A 14,461-nucleotide genomic window follows, 5' to 3' on the forward strand; every position below is an offset into this window, starting at 1 on the left:
GCGGGCTTGCCCCGCGATGAGGCCCTAAAGGCCGAGCAGTTGCAGACGCTGACGCACCGAAGCCTCGATACCGGCAACATCCAGCCCGCACTCGGCGAGCATCTGCGCAGGCTTGGCGTGCTCGACGTAGACGTCCGGCAGGCCCAGGTGCAGTACCGGCTTGAGCACAGCTTCGCGGGCGAGGAACTCGCTGACCGCAGCACCCGCGCCACCCATGATGGCGTTCTCTTCGATGGTCACCAGCAGCTCGTGGCTGGCCGCCATTTCGCGTACCAGTGCTTCATCCAGCGGTTTGACGAAGCGCATGTCGACGACGGTGGCATCAAGATTTTCAGCCACCTTCAACGCTTCTGTCAGCTGCACGCCAAACACCAGCAAGGCGACTTTGCTGCCCTGGCGGCGAACCACGCCCTTGCCGATTTCCAGCGGCTCGAGGTTGTTCTCGATGGTCGCGTTCGGGCCGCTGCCGCGCGGGTAGCGCACCGCAGCCGGACCGTTGTACAGGTGACCGGTGCTGAGCATCTTGCGCAGCTCGTTCTCGTCGCTCGGGGTCATCACCAGCATGCCGGGGATGCAGCGCAGGAACGACAGGTCGAAGCTACCGGCGTGAGTCGGGCCGTCTTCGCCGACCAGGCCGGCACGGTCGATGGCAAACAGCACGTCGAGGTTCTGCACGGCAACGTCGTGGATCAGCTGATCGTAGGCGCGCTGCAGGAACGTCGAGTAGATCGCCACCACCGGCTTGGCGCCTTCGCAGGCCATGCCGGCCGCGAGGGTCACGGCATGCTGTTCGGCAATCGCCACGTCGAAGTAGCGCTGCGGATAGCGCTCGCTGAACGCCACCAGGTCAGAGCCTTCTTTCATCGCCGGGGTGATGCCGACCAGGCGTTCGTCAGCCGCGGCCATGTCGCACAGCCACTGGCCGAACACTGCCGAGTACTTCGGACCGCCAGCCTTTTTCGGCGCGGCAGCCGGCGCATCGACGGGCTCAAGCTTGGTGATGGCGTGGTAGCCGATCGGGTCGACTTCCGCCGGGGCGAAGCCTTTGCCCTTTTTTGTCACTACGTGCAGGAACTGCGGGCCTTTGAGGTCGCGCATGTTACGCAGGGTGGTGATCAGGGTCGGCAGGTCGTGACCGTCGATTGGCCCGATGTAGTTCCAGCCCAGCTCTTCGAACAGGGTGCCGGGCACCAGCATGCCCTTGGCGTACTCTTCGGTGCGGCGGGCGATTTCCCAGGCACCAGGCAGGCGCGAGAGAACCTTTTTGCTGCCTTCGCGCATGCTCGAATAGGTGCGGCTGGAGAGAATCTTGGCCAGGTAGTTGGACAGGCCGCCGACATTGCGCGAGATCGACATGTCGTTGTCGTTGAGGATCACCAGCATGTCGGCATCGACTTCCTGGGCGTGGTTCAACGCCTCGAAGGCCATGCCGGCAGTCAGCGCGCCGTCGCCGATCACGGCGATGGACTTGCGCGGATCGTTCTGCAGGCGGGCGGCGATGGCCATGCCCAGCGCTGCGCTGATCGAGGTGCTGGAGTGACCGACGCCAAAGGTGTCGTACTCGCTCTCGGCGCGACGCGGGAAGGCGGCCAGGCCGTCCTTCTGGCGCAGGGTGTGCATGCGCTGGCGGCGACCGGTGAGGATCTTGTGCGGATAGGCCTGGTGACCGACGTCCCACACCAGCCGGTCGTCCGGGGTGTCGAAAACGTAGTGCAGGGCAATCGTCAGCTCGATGACGCCCAGGCCGGCACCGAAATGCCCGCCGGTCTGACCAACGGTATAGAGCAGCTCCTGGCGCAGTTCGTCAGCCAGGTTCTCCAGGTCGGCTTCAGCCAGCCGGCGCAGGCCGGCAGGCGTATCGGCACGGTCGAGCAGCGGCGTGACCGGGCGTTCGCGGGGGATCTCTTGAAACGTCGTGGGCATCAGGCGAATCGTTATAGATATGAAGTGGCGGCAGTTTACCTTATTGCGGTAATGGCTGCCCGTTTGGGCTGATCGCGGGGCAAGCCCGCTCCTACAGTGATGTCTGTGGGAGCGGGCTTGCCCCGCGATGCGCTCAGCGTTTAATTACGGCGCTCAACGATATACCGTGCCAACTCGCGCAACGGCTCAGCCGCTGCGTCGAATGGCCGCAGGGCCTCCAGCGCCTGGTCGCGCAGTTCCAGGGCATAGGCCTTGGCGGCTTGCAGCCCGAGCAGGGCCGGGTAGGTCGGTTTGTCGCGGGCGATATCGGCACCCTGGCGTTTGCCCAGGGTTTCAGTGTCGCTCTCGACGTCGAGAATATCGTCCTGCACCTGAAACGCCAGGCCGATGGCCCGGGCGTAGATCTGCAGGGCATTGAGCTGCGCTTGATCGGCACGCGCACTGGCCAGGGCGCCGAGGCGCACGCTAGCTTCGATCAGGGCGCCGGTCTTGTGCCGGTGCATGAATTCAAGCGCGGTCTGATCAAGCTTGAGGCCCACCGAACCGAGGTCGATGGCCTGGCCACCGACCATACCGGCCGGGCCCGCGGCCAGGGCCAGGGTCTGGACCATGGCCAGGCGAATGCTGTCAGCCTGCGGGCTCAGCTGCGAATCGAGCAGGGCGTTGAATGCCAGGCTCTGCAAGCCGTCGCCAGCGAGGATCGCGCAGGCTTCGTCAAAGGCCTTGTGGGTGGTCGGCTGACCACGGCGCAGGTCGTCATCGTCCATGGCCGGCAGGTCGTCGTGCACCAGCGAATAGGCATGGATCAGCTCGACGGCGCAGGCGGCACCATTGGCTTGCTCGGGAGCCGCACCGAGGGCTTCGCAGGCGGCATAGGCAAGCAACGGGCGCACGCGCTTGCCGCCGTTCATCACGCTGTAGCGCATGGCGGCGTAGAGGCGGGTGAGCTCTACCGAAGGGGCGACGAACAACTGCTCGAGGGCCGCATCGACCCGGGCCTGACAGCTGGCCTGATAGTGGGCAATCATTCTGCCTGTTCCGCGTCGAAAGGTTCGGCCTTCAGTTCGCCATCGCGCTCCAGCAACACCTGGACCTTCTGCTCGGCCTGGACCAGCGCGGCCTGGCAGTCGCGGGTCAGACTGATGCCTTGTTCGAACGCGGTCAGCGAGTCTTCCAGCGACAGCTCACCGTTCTCCAGGCGTTCGACCAGGGCTTGCAGGTCGGCGAGGGATTGCTCGAAATCGATGGAGGCTTTTTTTCGGGCCATGGCGGCTGTCTCGGTGGCGGTATAAACGGCGCGACACTAGCAGAGCGGGGCGGGGGGAGCAAATCGATAGGGCGGATCTTTCGTCGCATTCTGTTGCATAAAGACCGACGGCTAGCGCTTGATTTTCCTGCAAGGCTTTCATTGTCGCTGCTTGCAGCTCTCTGCCATAATCGCGGCCGCTTTATCTCGCGGGTTCGCGCAGGTGCAGCTTCCTTTATCTGACGTCACGTAATGGACTACGTTGTGAGCTTCCTTTCGATCGAGTTCGGCCTCAGTTTCATCCTGTTTTTCGTCATTTACTGGAGCTTGTGCTGGAGCGTTCGCCTTCAGAACGTGCTTCTGCTGGCGGCCAGCTATGCCCTGGTGGCCAGTTTCAGCCTCAACTCCCTGTACGTTCTGCTCGGCTACAGCGCCCTGGTGTACCTGCTCGGCCGGCTCGCTGAACGCTATCCGGGGCGGCGTTTCAGTTACCTGCTGGTGTTGCTGCTGGTCGTGAGCTGCTTCTACCTGTTCAAGTATCAGGAGTTCTTTGTTGCGGGCGTGCAGGGCGCGCTGGCCAGTGCCGGTATTGATGTGTCGCTGCCGGTACTGGAAGTGCTGCTGCCGATCGGCTTGTCGTTTTACACCTTTCATTCGGTCAGCTACCTGGTGTCGATCAACCGGCGCGAGATGCCGTCAGCGAGTCCGATGGACCTGGCCCTGTACCTGGCATTCTTCCCCAGCCTGATCGCAGGTCCGGTCAACCGCGCCGCGCATATGTTGCCGCAGATCCGTCCGCAGACCATTCGCCAGGTGCTGGAGCCTCAACGGGCCCTGGGCCTGATCGCGCTGGCGGTGGTCAAGCTGTTCTTCTGCAGCGCCTGGCTGGCCAGCGAATGGGTCGATCCGGTGTTCGAAACGCCGGGCAGTTACTCGCCGGAACAGATCCTGCTGAGCGTCTATGGCTACAGCTTCCTGATCTATTTCAACTTCAGCGGCTACACCAACCTGGTGACCGGCATTGCCCTGTTGCTGGGGTTCCGTCTGCCCGACAACTTCGATGCGCCGTATGCCGCGCGCAACCTCAAGGAATTCTGGGGGCGCTGGCACATCAGCCTGTCGCTGTTCATCCGTGACTACGTGTACATCCCGCTCGGCGGCAATCGCCGGGGTGTATGGCGTGGCAACCTGAACATGCTGCTGGCCATGCTGATTTCCGGTTTGTGGCATGGCGCGAGCCTCAACTTCATTATCTGGGGCGCACTGCACGGTATCGGTCTGGCCTTGTACAAAGCTTCGACCTACATCCTGCCGCAACCCATGCGCTGGCCTGGGGCAGGGTTGGCGGCGCGTCTGCTGACCTTCCACTACGTGGCCTTTGCCTGGATCTTTTTCCGCTGCGCGAGCCTCGATGAAGCCATCGATATGCTTGCCGGCATCGGCGGCGTGAGCCTCGACGGACTGTTCTCGGCGACCGGCCTGCTGTTGCTGGCCAGTGTGCTGTACGTCGCGGTGTATCCGCAGCTGCTTGCGCTGCTACGGCAGCTGTTTACCGCCACAACCCGCTTGCCCTGGCAGTTCTATCCGATTCCGCTCGGGGTGTTCGTGTCGTTGGTGATCTTTGCTTCGCAGTCGGGCGTGCCGGGGTTCATCTATGCAAGCTTCTAATTCCGCTCAACTGCTGCGCGTGCAACTGGATGCGGCGAAAGCCTTCTACGCGATTGCCCTGGCCACTGCGCTGCTGTTCTGGCTGAACCAGGATTCGATCAGTCTCTACTGCCAGCAGAAATACCATCAGAGCTGCGAGCTGCCGGTGCTTGGGCAAAGCCCGGCCTGGCGCTTGGGGGGCAATCTGACCCAGGCCCTGGGTGCGGCCCGTGACAGCTTTGTCGACAGCCTGGCGCAGAGCCGCACAGCGATAGCAAAAGTCGAAACCGTCGAGCTGCCTGCGCCCATTCCCGTGGTTCCGGTGAATCTGGAGGCAGCCCATGCTGTGCCACACGCCGTGGCGAGCAAAGCACTGGCGGTCAAGGTGGCTGCTCCGGCGACGGTTGTGGCACCGGTCAAGCCAGCCGCAGCCGTTGCGCCAAGCCCGTCGCCGTCGGCCACCGTGGTCTCCCTGGCGGCGGGTGACGAGGTGTTTCTGGTGGGCGATTCGTTGATGCAAGGCGTCGCGCCGCACCTGGCCAACACCCTTCGCAAGCGCTACCAGATCAAGAGCGTCAACCTCAGCCGGCAGAGTACCGGTCTGGCCTATCCGGGTTTTTTCAACTGGCCGCGAACGGTGGCGCAGACCCTGGACAGCTCGCCGAACATTCGCCTGATGGTGATCTTCCTCGGCCCCAACGATCCCTGGGATATGCCCCAGGGCAAGGGCAAGCCATTCCTGCGCTTCAAGTCGCCGGACTGGGAGAGTGCCTACCGCCAGCGCATCGATGCGATTCTCGAGCAGGCTCGCGAGCATCAGGTACAGGTGATCTGGGTCGGCCCGCCGAACATGCAGAAGCCGCGGCTGTCGAGTGCCATGGCCTACCTCAGCGGCCTGTATCAGGAGCAGGTCGGGCTGCACCAGCAACACTACCTCTCGGTCAATCCGGTGCTGGGTTACAAGGATGACGAATTCTCCTATACCTTGCAGGACAGCCAGGGCAAACGGGTCAAGACCCGGGTTGATGACGGCATTCATTTCACTATCACCGGGCAAAAGCTGATCGCCGAACAGATATTGTCGAAGATCGCATTCCCGGGCCTCACTGTAACGGGACACTGATGCGTCGACTGCACAACATTCTCGGGCTGGCTCTACTGATCTGTGCGCTACCGGGCTGTAGCCCGGTGGCGGCGGTCGATACCACAGCCAGGCCGGTAACTGCGCCGGCCAAGCCTGCGCTCAACCAGAGCAATGGCAACCTGGCGGTGCTGGCCGGCAAGTTCAAGAATGCCAACCGCGCGCCGGTCACGGTCGTCCAGTTTGGTGATTCGCACACCGCCGCCGACCTGTTCAGCGGTGAGATGCGCCGCTTGCTGCAAGCGCAGTACGGCGATGGCGGCATCGGCCTGGTTGCCGCTACGCCGGTGCCCGGCACGCGTTATGAGCAGGTCATCCTCAAGGCTGCCAAGCGCCAGTGGGAACTGGTGTCGGCACGTAACCAGCAGAGCGCGCAGTTCCCCCTTGGCGGCTATCTGTCGGTACCCCTGGCGGCAAAGCCCAGTGTGCGTATCGAGGCACGTGAGCCGGGTTCCCAGCGCTATCGGGTGTCAGCCTTGTACCAGGCGCAGGAAAGTACTTCTCTGTTGTTGCGTGACTCCCGTGGCCAGAACCGCCGGTTGCTGGCAGCCACGGGTGGGCAATGGCGCTTCGGCCCGGTGGTGAACAATCTCGAGCTGCCGCTGGATCTGACCCTCGACAGTCGCCCCGGCACCGTACTGGGGGGCTGGTACCTTCAGGGGCAGAAGAATGCCGGGGTGATCTACTCGGCGTTGGGCATCAACGGCGCGCGGCTTGAGGTAACGGACAAATGGCAGCCGGGCTGGCAGGACACGCTCAAGTCGCTGCGCCCGGACCTGGTGATCCTTGCCTACGGCACCAACGAGGCGTTCGACGACACGCTTGACCTCAATCTGTACCAGACCCAGCTCAAGCAGACCCTTGAACGCCTGCGCCGTGACCTGCCGCGCGCTGTAGTGTTGATTGTCGGTCCGCCTGACTCGATCAAGCAGCGCAAGGCGCGTAGCTGTGCAGCGCGTCAGCCGCAGCAGCTGGCTGCGGTCATCCGTATCCAGCGTCAGGCCGCCCGGCAGGCCAATGCACTGTTCTGGGACTGGCAGGCGTACATGGGCGGTCAGTGTTCGATTGCTGCCTGGCAGGCGCAAGGCCTGGCGCGCGGTGATCTGGTGCACCTGACAGCCGATGGCTACCGCAAGAGCGCGGCCGCTCTGTACGACTATCTGCGCACGCAGCTGAAGTTGAAATAAGGGCGGGAAAAGGAGAGGCGGGGACAACTCCGGGTTGGCTTGCGGCGCCCCATGGAGTTGTCTCCCCGGCCCTCGAAAAGAGGCCAATCCAGATGCCCGGTGGCACCTGCTCAGCATGTGCCGACTGGCGTCCTGCCAGTCGCGATTCGGTCCTCTAAATACACCTTAGTCGCTGTCTGGTGTACTGTAAATTTTCCTGAACGCATTGTGTTTCTGGTTGTAAATACATGTGCGTCAATCCAGAGGTGTGACATGAACCTGCTTGAAGTGGCCGGCGGAAAACCGATCAAACTCTGGACCCAGGGCGTGCCGGTGGAAGACGAAGCCCGTCAGCAGTTGATCAACACGGCGAAGATGCCGTTCATCTTCAAACACCTGGCAGTCATGCCGGATGTGCACCTGGGCAAAGGCTCGACCATCGGCAGTGTGATCCCGACCTTGGGCGCAATTATCCCGGCGGCGGTCGGCGTGGATATCGGCTGCGGCATGATCGCAGCCTGCACCTCGCTGGTTGCCGCGGACCTGCCTGACAACTTGCACCGGCTGCGCAGCGCCATCGAACAGGCCGTGCCCCATGGAAAGACTTTCGGCCGTCACGACCAGGGTGCCTGGGACAAGGTCCCGGCCCAGGCCGATCATGCCTGGAAGGACCTGGCCGGGCGATTCAAGGCCATTACCGGCAAGTACCCGCAACTGGAAAAGACCAATAACCGCCAGCACCTGGGCACTCTGGGCAGTGGCAACCATTTCATCGAAGTCTGCCTGGATGAAAGCGACCGCGTCTGGTTCATGCTGCACAGTGGTTCGCGTGGCGTCGGCAACGCGATTGGCAACCTGTTCATCGAACTGGCCCAGGCCGACATGCGTCAGCACATCGCCAACCTGCCGGACAAGGATCTGGCCTATTTCAAAGAAGGTAGCCGCCACTTCAACGACTATGTCGAAGCGGTCGAATGGGCCCAGGATTTTGCCCGGCAGAACCGTGCCTTGATGATGCACGCGGTGATCGCTGCGGCCCGCCAGGTACTTGGCAAACCCTTCGAAGCCAACCTGGAGGCGGTCAACTGCCACCACAATTATGTACAGCGCGAACACCACTTCGGCCAGGACATCCTGGTAACCCGCAAGGGCGCGGTATCAGCGCAGAAAGGCCAGCTAGGCATCATCCCCGGTTCCATGGGCGCGAAGAGTTTCATCGTCCGTGGCCTGGGCAATGAAGAGTCGTTCTGCTCCTGCAGCCACGGCGCCGGACGGACCATGAGTCGTACCCGGGCGAAAAAGCAGTTCACCCTGGAAGATCAGGTACGCGCCACCGCGCATGTCGAATGCCGCAAAGACAAAGACGTGATCGATGAGATTCCCATGGCCTACAAAGACATCGATGCAGTGATGCAGGCGCAGCGGGAGCTGGTGGAGGTGGTACATACCTTGCGACAGGTGGTGTGCGTCAAAGGCTGAGCGCACCTGCGCCGCGCTGTAAATCCTGCGTGGTGTCGATGATGAAACTGCGCAGCCAGCGGTTGTGCGGATCGTCGTTGTGCTCCACATCCCAGACCATGAACACGCGAAAGGCCGGGACGAATATCGGTACAGGGCTGACAGTCAAACGCGCGATTCGGGCGTAGGACAGGGCCGCAAAAGTGGGCAAGGTGGCGATCACATCGCTATGCACCAAGGTCGCCAGGGCGCCACTGAAATGGGTGAATGACGCCGCAACGCGTCGGGCGACGCCTTCGCTTTCCAGCAGGTCGTCAACGAATCCCCGGCGTCCATCGAAGGAAATCCGCACATGCTCGTGCATGAGATATTCATCGCGGGTGAGCGGGCTTTTCAGGTTCAGCCGTGGTCCGTCGTACAGGCATGAGTAGGACGAAGAAAACAGCACCTGTGAGCTGTAATGTGAAGTCAGCTCCTTGGGTTCCGAACACAGGACCAAATCAATGTCCGGGTCCGCCAATGAAGTTTTCCACAGCGAACTGTTGCTCTGGTGAAAGGCAAATTTGACCGAAAGCCCGCGCGCTTTTGCTTCGTTGACCAGCCTTGGCGACACATAGCTTTCGATGTCATCCGACAGCGCGATATTGAACACCCGGGTGGATGATTCGGCGGAAAACTGCGGGCGCTTGTCGACGATGGAGGCCACGGCGGTGAGGGCCTCAGTGACTTTCGGCGCGATCTCCAGCGCCCGTCGGGTTGGCACCATGCCGGTGCTGGTGCGGATGAACAGCTCGTCGTGAAACTGTTCGCGCAGGCGCTTGAGCGAAGAACTCACCGCGCCTTGCGTGACATGCAGCAGCGCCGCTGCACGGGTCACGCTGCGCTCGTTCATCAGACACTGAAAAACAATGAGCAGGTTGAGGTCGACCCTGCTGATATTAGCGACACTAATCATGGTCATCTCTTGTATTCGTTTGATTAATTTGCCTCGACATTCTTAATCTCGACCCTGCGCAAACACAACAATAATCAGGTGGCCGGGGATGCAGGATTCAATAGTGCAATCGCAACAGGGTGAGCACACCGTCTCATCAAACGACGCAGCAGAGCTGCGCAAACGGGCCATTGCCGTCGGCATTGGCAACTTCATGGAATGGTTCGACTTTGCCATTTACGGCTACTTCGCCGCGGTCATCGGACAGCTGTTCTTTCCGTCCACTGCGCCAGGCGTTTCGCTGCTGTCGTCGTTGGCGGTGTTTGCCGTGGGCTTCCTGTCACGGCCCTTGGGCGCCGTGGTGTTGGGACCGATTGGCGACAAACTGGGACGCCGCGCTGTGCTGATCATCACCGTGTTCGGCATGGGCCTGGCCACCACCCTGATCGGTCTGTTGCCCGGCTACGCGAGCATCGGCATCGCTGCGCCGATCCTGCTGGTTGCGCTGCGCTTTCTGCAGGGGATGATGGTCGGCGGTGAGTGGTCCAGCGCCGGCATCTACATCGTGGAAAGTGCTCCCGCCAACCGCCGGGCAACCGCGGCCAGCGTCATCACCGGCACCGCAGGTGCGGCATTCCTGTGTGGTACGGCCATCGCCGCGATCATCACCGCGACCCTCTCTGACGCGGACCTCATGGCGTGGGGCTGGCGCGTACCGTTCGTAGCCTCGATCATCATGGCCGGTGTGGCCATGTACATCCGCCGCAAACTGGGTGACACCCCGGTCTACGAGGCGCTGCAGCACAAGCGCGCCACCGGTGGCCTGGAGCAGGTTTCGCGTGGGGCCAAGCAACGGGCCTTCGTGGTCTCGTTCGCCTTTTCCGCGCTGTTCGGTGTGTCGCTGTACTACTTCATCACCTACGCCAACACCCACCTGACCCAGACCGTCGGCCTGAGCAAATCGACCGCCTTGGTCCTGTGCAGCCTGGCTTTGGTGCTCTACACCCTGTTCAACCCGCTGGTTGGTCGTCTGAGTGATCGCTTTGGCCGCCGTCCTTTTGTCCTGACTGCCGCCGCTGGCCTGACCCTGTTGGCGTACCCGGTGTTCCTGTTGATGAACACCGGCAGCTTCGCCGCGATCCTGCTGGGGCTGGTGATCATGGCGGCGCTGGTGGCAATTACCGCAGTGATGGACGTGGTGCTGCTGGTTGAAGTGTTCCCGGCTTCGATCCGTTCGACCGGCGCCGCCGTTGGCCACAACGTCGCTCTGGCGCTGCTGGCGGGTCCCGGCCCGTTCATTGCCGTGGCACTGATCCAGGCCACCCACAACCCGAACATTCCCGCCGCCTACCTGGCTGCGGTGTCGCTGGTCTGCTTCATCGTGCTGTGGTTCATGCTGCCGGAAACCAAAGACCGGGACATCACCCGCGGTTAAGCCGATCCTCACCATTCATCAAGGGAAGACTCATGATCAAGGTTGCTGTTGTTCAAGCTTCATCCATCCCCTTCGAGCCGCAGCTGAGTGCCGAGAAAGCTGCCGGGCTGATCCGTGACGCTGCTGCGCAAGGTAGTGAACTTGCGGTATTCCCCGAGGCGTTTCTCGGTGGCTACCCCAAGGGCGCAGCGTTCGGCACCGTTGTCGGTAGCCGCAGTGACCTTGGCCGGGCGCAGTACCTGCGCTATGTGCAAGGTGCTGTCAGCCTGGACGGCCCGGAGCTGGCCATGCTCGGAGAAGTGGTCAATGAAACCGGCGTTCATGTGGTCATGGGCATTATCGAACGCCTGGGCCGGACCCTGTATTGCACCGCCGTGACCCTGGCACCGGGCAAGGGCGTGGCGGGCTTTCACCGCAAACTGATGCCGACCGGCCAGGAGCGCATCATCTGGGGCTTCGGCGACGGCTCGAGCATCGCCCCGGTAGACACCCCGTTTGGCAAGCTCGGCACTGTCATCTGCTGGGAAAACTACATGCCGGCACTGCGCCAGGCGATGTATGCGCAGGGCACTGAAATCTACTGTGCGCCGACCGCCGATGATCGTCCGACCTGGGCGGCGTCCATGGTCCACATTGCTCTGGAAGGGCGGGTGCCGGTGCTTTCGGCTTGCCAGGCGATCACCCTGGGCGAGTACCCGGCGTCCTACCGGGAGGATTTCGGCCTGGAGGCGGCAGAAGGGGACTACATCATGCACGGCGGCAGCATGATTGTCAGTGCGACCGGGCAGGTGCTGGCCGGGCCGGTGTTTGATCAGGAGACGATTTTGTATGCCGAGATCGATCTGACGGTGGGGCAGGCCAGTAACCTGGACTTTGACGTCTGCGGGCACTATGCGCGGCCGGATGTGTTTACCCTGAAGGTCAATACGGCGGCGATGAAGCCGGTGGTGTTCGACGGGGATTAAAAAGAGGCGGGCATTAAAAAGCCGGCTTGTGGCCGGCTTCTAGGGGACGGTCTTGGCTAATTTATGGTAAGCCGCAACCGCCTTAAAATCGTTGCTCCGGCGCTGGGGCCGGGAGGTGGCGACAGGCAGTGTGTGCCGCGCCAGGCCCGCTGGCGTGCTAAGCAGCCGGGGCGAAATGTGCGGCGTAGCATACTGGCTATCGCGCCGGATGCCCAGCAAAAAATCACCCGCAGCCGCTCAAACCGGGCGGCTGTCGCGCAAATGCCCCCACCAGAACACCCAGCCCAGCACGCTCAGCTTCTGGTTTTTGAGCTGCGCCGGGCTGTAGGTTTCGGTGGGGTGTTCGTCGCTGTCGTGGCTGTGCAGGCGCAAGGTGCCGTTGGCGCGCTGGCTGAGGCTGTGGATGCGCAAGCGGCCGTTGTGCAGCAAGGCGTAGAGCTCGCCTTCGACGATGTGTTTCAGGCCACAGTCGATGGCCAGGGTGCTGCCGGGTGGCAGCAACGGGCTCATGTTGCTCGCAGGCATGCTCACGCACAACGCCACGTCCGGATCGATACCGAGGGTGTCGAAGATGCGCACGGGCAAGCGCAGGTGGCGGTCGGGGATGGGCCTGAGCTGCCGGGATTGCATGCTATAGAACGGCAGCCGGATGTCATCAGTGGTGCTGGCGGCGAGCAGGCTCGGTTCCGCCGGCTCTGTACCCGGTTTGCGTAGTGCGGTGTTCAGGCGCGGCAAGGGGTTGGGGTGTTTGGGACCTTCGCCGGTTCGCAGCCATTTGCTGCGTACACACAGCAACTCGGCGATTTCGTCGAGTCGGGCCAGGGGTACGCCGCGTTTGAACCAGTTGTTGACGTGCTGCGGCGTGACCCTGCGCTGGGCGGCAAAGTCGGAAGGCGAGAGGCTGCACTCGTGCAGCAGGGTTTTGAGTCGATCACCGGAGGTATTCATGAGTCCCGAGTCTAGAGGGCTTGCACAGCCCGGGCTATAAACGCGAGGTTCATTTTTAAGGCGGGAAAAAGCCTGGTTTTACAGGCATTGCCTAGGATGGCGTAGGAGGTTTCTTTTCGAAAAAACTCACCTCGGATGGCGTTCGGAACTATCCTACGCGCGCTGCCGCCTTTTCGCTGTTGTTGGAAAAATGCATCAGGGCTAATTTCCTCAGGTCGTCTTTTTTGGCGATCGGACGTGAGAATCCGTTGATGAATATAGCGGCATGCATGTTATGGCGGCCGTGCGCGGGCAGACCTCGGTCTGGCCGAGTTTTCCTATGTTCCCTCGGTTTCTCACCCCGCGTACGGCTGCCACCCTTATCCCGTGAGAAGGATAGAGGTGGTGGCTCCTATATGGAACTAGGAGTTAAGCCATGAAAAAGATTGTCCCTGATCCACCAAATTCCCTCATTACCACCCCCTATTTCTCCATCCACAGCGATCTCATCCCCCCTGACTCCCTGGCCTTTGCCAGCGAACTCCTGCGTGGCATTCACGAAACCACCGACGAATTCTGCCGCGCCCACGCCAATGAACCCGGCCAGGGCATGCTGGTGAATGTGCTGCATTCGGCCGAGATGGCCAGGGCGCTGGTCGAGCATGCGCTGAGCAAGCTGCAAGGAGTCAAGCCATGAGCAAGGAGACTGGAAAGACGGTAGGTGTGGTGGATTTCATCCGCAGCGAGCAATCGCCCATGGGGCTGTTTCGTATTGCGCCGGGCGTGCCATGTGACTACGCGCTGGAGCAGGCTTCAACCGTGCTCGGTTGTGTGCACAAGCTGATTCAGGCGGGGCTGCTGGATGAAGACGGCGAGATGATGTGGGCCGCTTATTTTCTGTGCGAATTCGCCAAGGCGATTGTTGATGATGCCGGGTTGGGGATAAAGAAGACCTGATCCCACCGATAAACAAAAAGCCCCGCATGAGCGGGGCTTTTTGCTGAGGGTTACTTAGCCTTTGTAGGCAGCAACCGACTTGGTGATCGCAGCGCGAGCGGCGTCAGCGCCGTCCCAGCCTTCGATCTTGACCCACTTGCCCTTCTCCAGATCCTTGTAGTTGGCGAAGAAGTGCTCGATCTGCTGGATCAGCAGGGCCGGCAGGTCGGTGTATTCTTTGACGTCGACGTACAGCTGCGACAGTTTGTCGTGCGGTACGGCGATGACTTTGGCGTCGCCGCCGCCGTCGTCGGTCATGTTCAGGATGCCGACCGGACGGGCGCGGATAACCGAGCCTGGGGCAACCGGGTACGGGGTAACAACCAGCACGTCCAGCGGATCACCGTCGTCGGCCAGGGTGTTAGGGATGTAACCGTAGTTGGCCGGGTAGAACATCGGGGTGGCCATGAAACGGTCAACGAACAGGCAATCGCTGTCCTTGTCGATCTCGTACTTGATCGGGGCGTGGTTGGCTGGAATCTCGATGGCGACGTAGATGTCGTTCGGCAGGTCTTTGCCAGCCGGAATCTTGCTGTAGCTCATTGGGCAGTGCCCCCATGTTTGGCCAAAAATTGGTCGCGATTATAGGCACATTCCGCACTGCTTGCCACGTTCGCCCTGAT

The 14,461-nt window shown here is 61.8% G+C and carries 14 protein-coding genes; 8 read left to right on the top strand and 6 right to left on the bottom strand.

Annotated features, from left to right (window positions below):
• Positions 1–24: 24 nt before the first annotated feature.
• The 3 genes from dxs to ACVI9W_RS15350 all read right to left on the bottom strand — a co-directional run bounded on the left by dxs (position 25) and on the right by ACVI9W_RS15350 (position 3,190).
• Entirely contained in the window at positions 25–1,923 is a 1,899-nt protein-coding gene (gene dxs / locus ACVI9W_RS15340) for a 1-deoxy-D-xylulose-5-phosphate synthase (RefSeq protein WP_422415994.1), read from the bottom strand.
• A gap of 140 nt (positions 1,924–2,063) precedes the next feature.
• Positions 2,064–2,951 carry a (2E,6E)-farnesyl diphosphate synthase gene (gene ispA, locus ACVI9W_RS15345; protein WP_461530426.1) on the bottom strand — a complete coding sequence of 296 codons (888 nt, stop codon included), beginning with the start codon at positions 2,949–2,951 and terminating at the stop codon, positions 2,064–2,066.
• On the bottom strand, positions 2,948–3,190 hold the full coding sequence (locus ACVI9W_RS15350) for an exodeoxyribonuclease VII small subunit (protein WP_107024764.1): 243 nt from the start codon (positions 3,188–3,190) through the stop codon (positions 2,948–2,950). Before ACVI9W_RS15350 ends, ispA begins: the two co-directional genes overlap by 4 nt.
• Before the next feature lie 243 nt (positions 3,191–3,433).
• On the opposite strand from ACVI9W_RS15350, the gene ACVI9W_RS15355 reads away from it, so the two are divergent.
• From ACVI9W_RS15355 to ACVI9W_RS15370, 4 genes are all read left to right on the top strand, one after another.
• Positions 3,434–4,837 carry an MBOAT family O-acyltransferase gene (locus tag ACVI9W_RS15355; protein ID WP_461530427.1) on the top strand — a complete coding sequence of 468 codons (1,404 nt, stop codon included), beginning with the start codon at positions 3,434–3,436 and terminating at the stop codon, positions 4,835–4,837.
• Complete coding sequence (locus ACVI9W_RS15360; RefSeq protein WP_461530428.1) at positions 4,824–5,939, top strand: SGNH/GDSL hydrolase family protein; 1,116 nt, start codon at positions 4,824–4,826, stop codon at positions 5,937–5,939. The genes ACVI9W_RS15355 and ACVI9W_RS15360 overlap by 14 nt, the downstream gene beginning before the upstream one ends.
• On the top strand, positions 5,939–7,144 hold the full coding sequence (locus ACVI9W_RS15365; RefSeq protein WP_461530429.1) for an SGNH/GDSL hydrolase family protein: 1,206 nt from the start codon (positions 5,939–5,941) through the stop codon (positions 7,142–7,144). Before ACVI9W_RS15360 ends, ACVI9W_RS15365 begins: the two co-directional genes overlap by 1 nt.
• Before the next feature lie 252 nt (positions 7,145–7,396).
• Positions 7,397–8,602 carry an RtcB family protein gene (locus ACVI9W_RS15370; protein ID WP_461530430.1) on the top strand — a complete coding sequence of 402 codons (1,206 nt, stop codon included), beginning with the start codon at positions 7,397–7,399 and terminating at the stop codon, positions 8,600–8,602.
• On the opposite strand, the gene ACVI9W_RS15375 is transcribed toward ACVI9W_RS15370, so the two are convergent.
• Positions 8,592–9,536: a LysR family transcriptional regulator gene (locus ACVI9W_RS15375; protein ID WP_461530431.1), complete on the bottom strand. Its 945-nt coding sequence runs from the start codon at positions 9,534–9,536 to the stop codon at positions 8,592–8,594. The genes ACVI9W_RS15370 and ACVI9W_RS15375 overlap by 11 nt on opposite strands.
• A gap of 88 nt (positions 9,537–9,624) precedes the next feature.
• On the opposite strand from ACVI9W_RS15375, the gene ACVI9W_RS15380 reads away from it, so the two are divergent.
• Together ACVI9W_RS15380 and ACVI9W_RS15385 are read left to right on the top strand one after the other, a co-directional pair.
• Positions 9,625–10,950: an MFS transporter gene (locus ACVI9W_RS15380; RefSeq protein WP_461530432.1), complete on the top strand. Its 1,326-nt coding sequence runs from the start codon at positions 9,625–9,627 to the stop codon at positions 10,948–10,950.
• Between the two features lie 32 nt (positions 10,951–10,982).
• Entirely contained in the window at positions 10,983–11,915 is a 933-nt protein-coding gene (locus ACVI9W_RS15385; protein ID WP_461530433.1) for a carbon-nitrogen hydrolase family protein, read from the top strand.
• 237 nt (positions 11,916–12,152) lie between these two features.
• Here ACVI9W_RS15385 and ACVI9W_RS15390 read toward each other — a convergent pair whose 3' ends face one another.
• Positions 12,153–12,863 carry a LexA family transcriptional regulator gene (locus ACVI9W_RS15390; RefSeq protein WP_461530434.1) on the bottom strand — a complete coding sequence of 237 codons (711 nt, stop codon included), beginning with the start codon at positions 12,861–12,863 and terminating at the stop codon, positions 12,153–12,155.
• A 415-nt stretch (positions 12,864–13,278) separates the two neighbouring features.
• On the opposite strand from ACVI9W_RS15390, the gene ACVI9W_RS15395 reads away from it, so the two are divergent.
• The gene (locus ACVI9W_RS15395; protein WP_422415987.1) at positions 13,279–13,539 is read left to right on the top strand and encodes a hypothetical protein; all 261 of its coding nucleotides are present in this window, start codon (positions 13,279–13,281) and stop codon (positions 13,537–13,539) included.
• A complete protein-coding gene (locus ACVI9W_RS15400; RefSeq protein ID WP_461530435.1) occupies positions 13,536–13,799 on the top strand; it encodes a DUF3077 domain-containing protein in 264 nt (87 codons plus the stop codon). Before ACVI9W_RS15395 ends, ACVI9W_RS15400 begins: the two co-directional genes overlap by 4 nt.
• 54 nt (positions 13,800–13,853) lie before the next feature.
• Here ACVI9W_RS15400 and ppa read toward each other — a convergent pair whose 3' ends face one another.
• The gene (gene ppa / locus ACVI9W_RS15405) at positions 13,854–14,381 is read right to left on the bottom strand and encodes an inorganic diphosphatase (protein WP_007933577.1); all 528 of its coding nucleotides are present in this window, start codon (positions 14,379–14,381) and stop codon (positions 13,854–13,856) included.
• Positions 14,382–14,461: the final 80 nt, after the last annotated feature.

The organism is Pseudomonas sp. 210_17 TE3656, from assembly GCF_054821965.1.

Excerpts from the sequence above, each read along its gene's own strand:
- dxs (WP_422415994.1), bottom strand. The coding sequence starts at position 1,923 with ATGCCCACGACGTTTCAAGAGATCCCCCGCGAACGCCCGGTCACGCCG.
- ispA (WP_461530426.1), bottom strand. The coding sequence starts at position 2,951 with ATGATTGCCCACTATCAGGCCAGCTGTCAGGCCCGGGTCGATGCGGCC.
- ACVI9W_RS15350 (WP_107024764.1), bottom strand. The coding sequence starts at position 3,190 with ATGGCCCGAAAAAAAGCCTCCATCGATTTCGAGCAATCCCTCGCCGAC.
- ACVI9W_RS15360 (WP_461530428.1), top strand. The coding sequence starts at position 4,824 with ATGCAAGCTTCTAATTCCGCTCAACTGCTGCGCGTGCAACTGGATGCG.
- ACVI9W_RS15365 (WP_461530429.1), top strand. The coding sequence starts at position 5,939 with ATGCGTCGACTGCACAACATTCTCGGGCTGGCTCTACTGATCTGTGCG.
- ACVI9W_RS15370 (WP_461530430.1), top strand. The coding sequence starts at position 7,397 with ATGAACCTGCTTGAAGTGGCCGGCGGAAAACCGATCAAACTCTGGACC.
- ACVI9W_RS15375 (WP_461530431.1), bottom strand. The coding sequence starts at position 9,536 with ATGATTAGTGTCGCTAATATCAGCAGGGTCGACCTCAACCTGCTCATT.
- ACVI9W_RS15380 (WP_461530432.1), top strand. The coding sequence starts at position 9,625 with ATGCAGGATTCAATAGTGCAATCGCAACAGGGTGAGCACACCGTCTCA.
- ACVI9W_RS15385 (WP_461530433.1), top strand. The coding sequence starts at position 10,983 with ATGATCAAGGTTGCTGTTGTTCAAGCTTCATCCATCCCCTTCGAGCCG.
- ACVI9W_RS15390 (WP_461530434.1), bottom strand. The coding sequence starts at position 12,863 with ATGAATACCTCCGGTGATCGACTCAAAACCCTGCTGCACGAGTGCAGC.
- ACVI9W_RS15395 (WP_422415987.1), top strand. The coding sequence starts at position 13,279 with ATGAAAAAGATTGTCCCTGATCCACCAAATTCCCTCATTACCACCCCC.
- ACVI9W_RS15400 (WP_461530435.1), top strand. The coding sequence starts at position 13,536 with ATGAGCAAGGAGACTGGAAAGACGGTAGGTGTGGTGGATTTCATCCGC.
- ppa (WP_007933577.1), bottom strand. The coding sequence starts at position 14,381 with ATGAGCTACAGCAAGATTCCGGCTGGCAAAGACCTGCCGAACGACATC.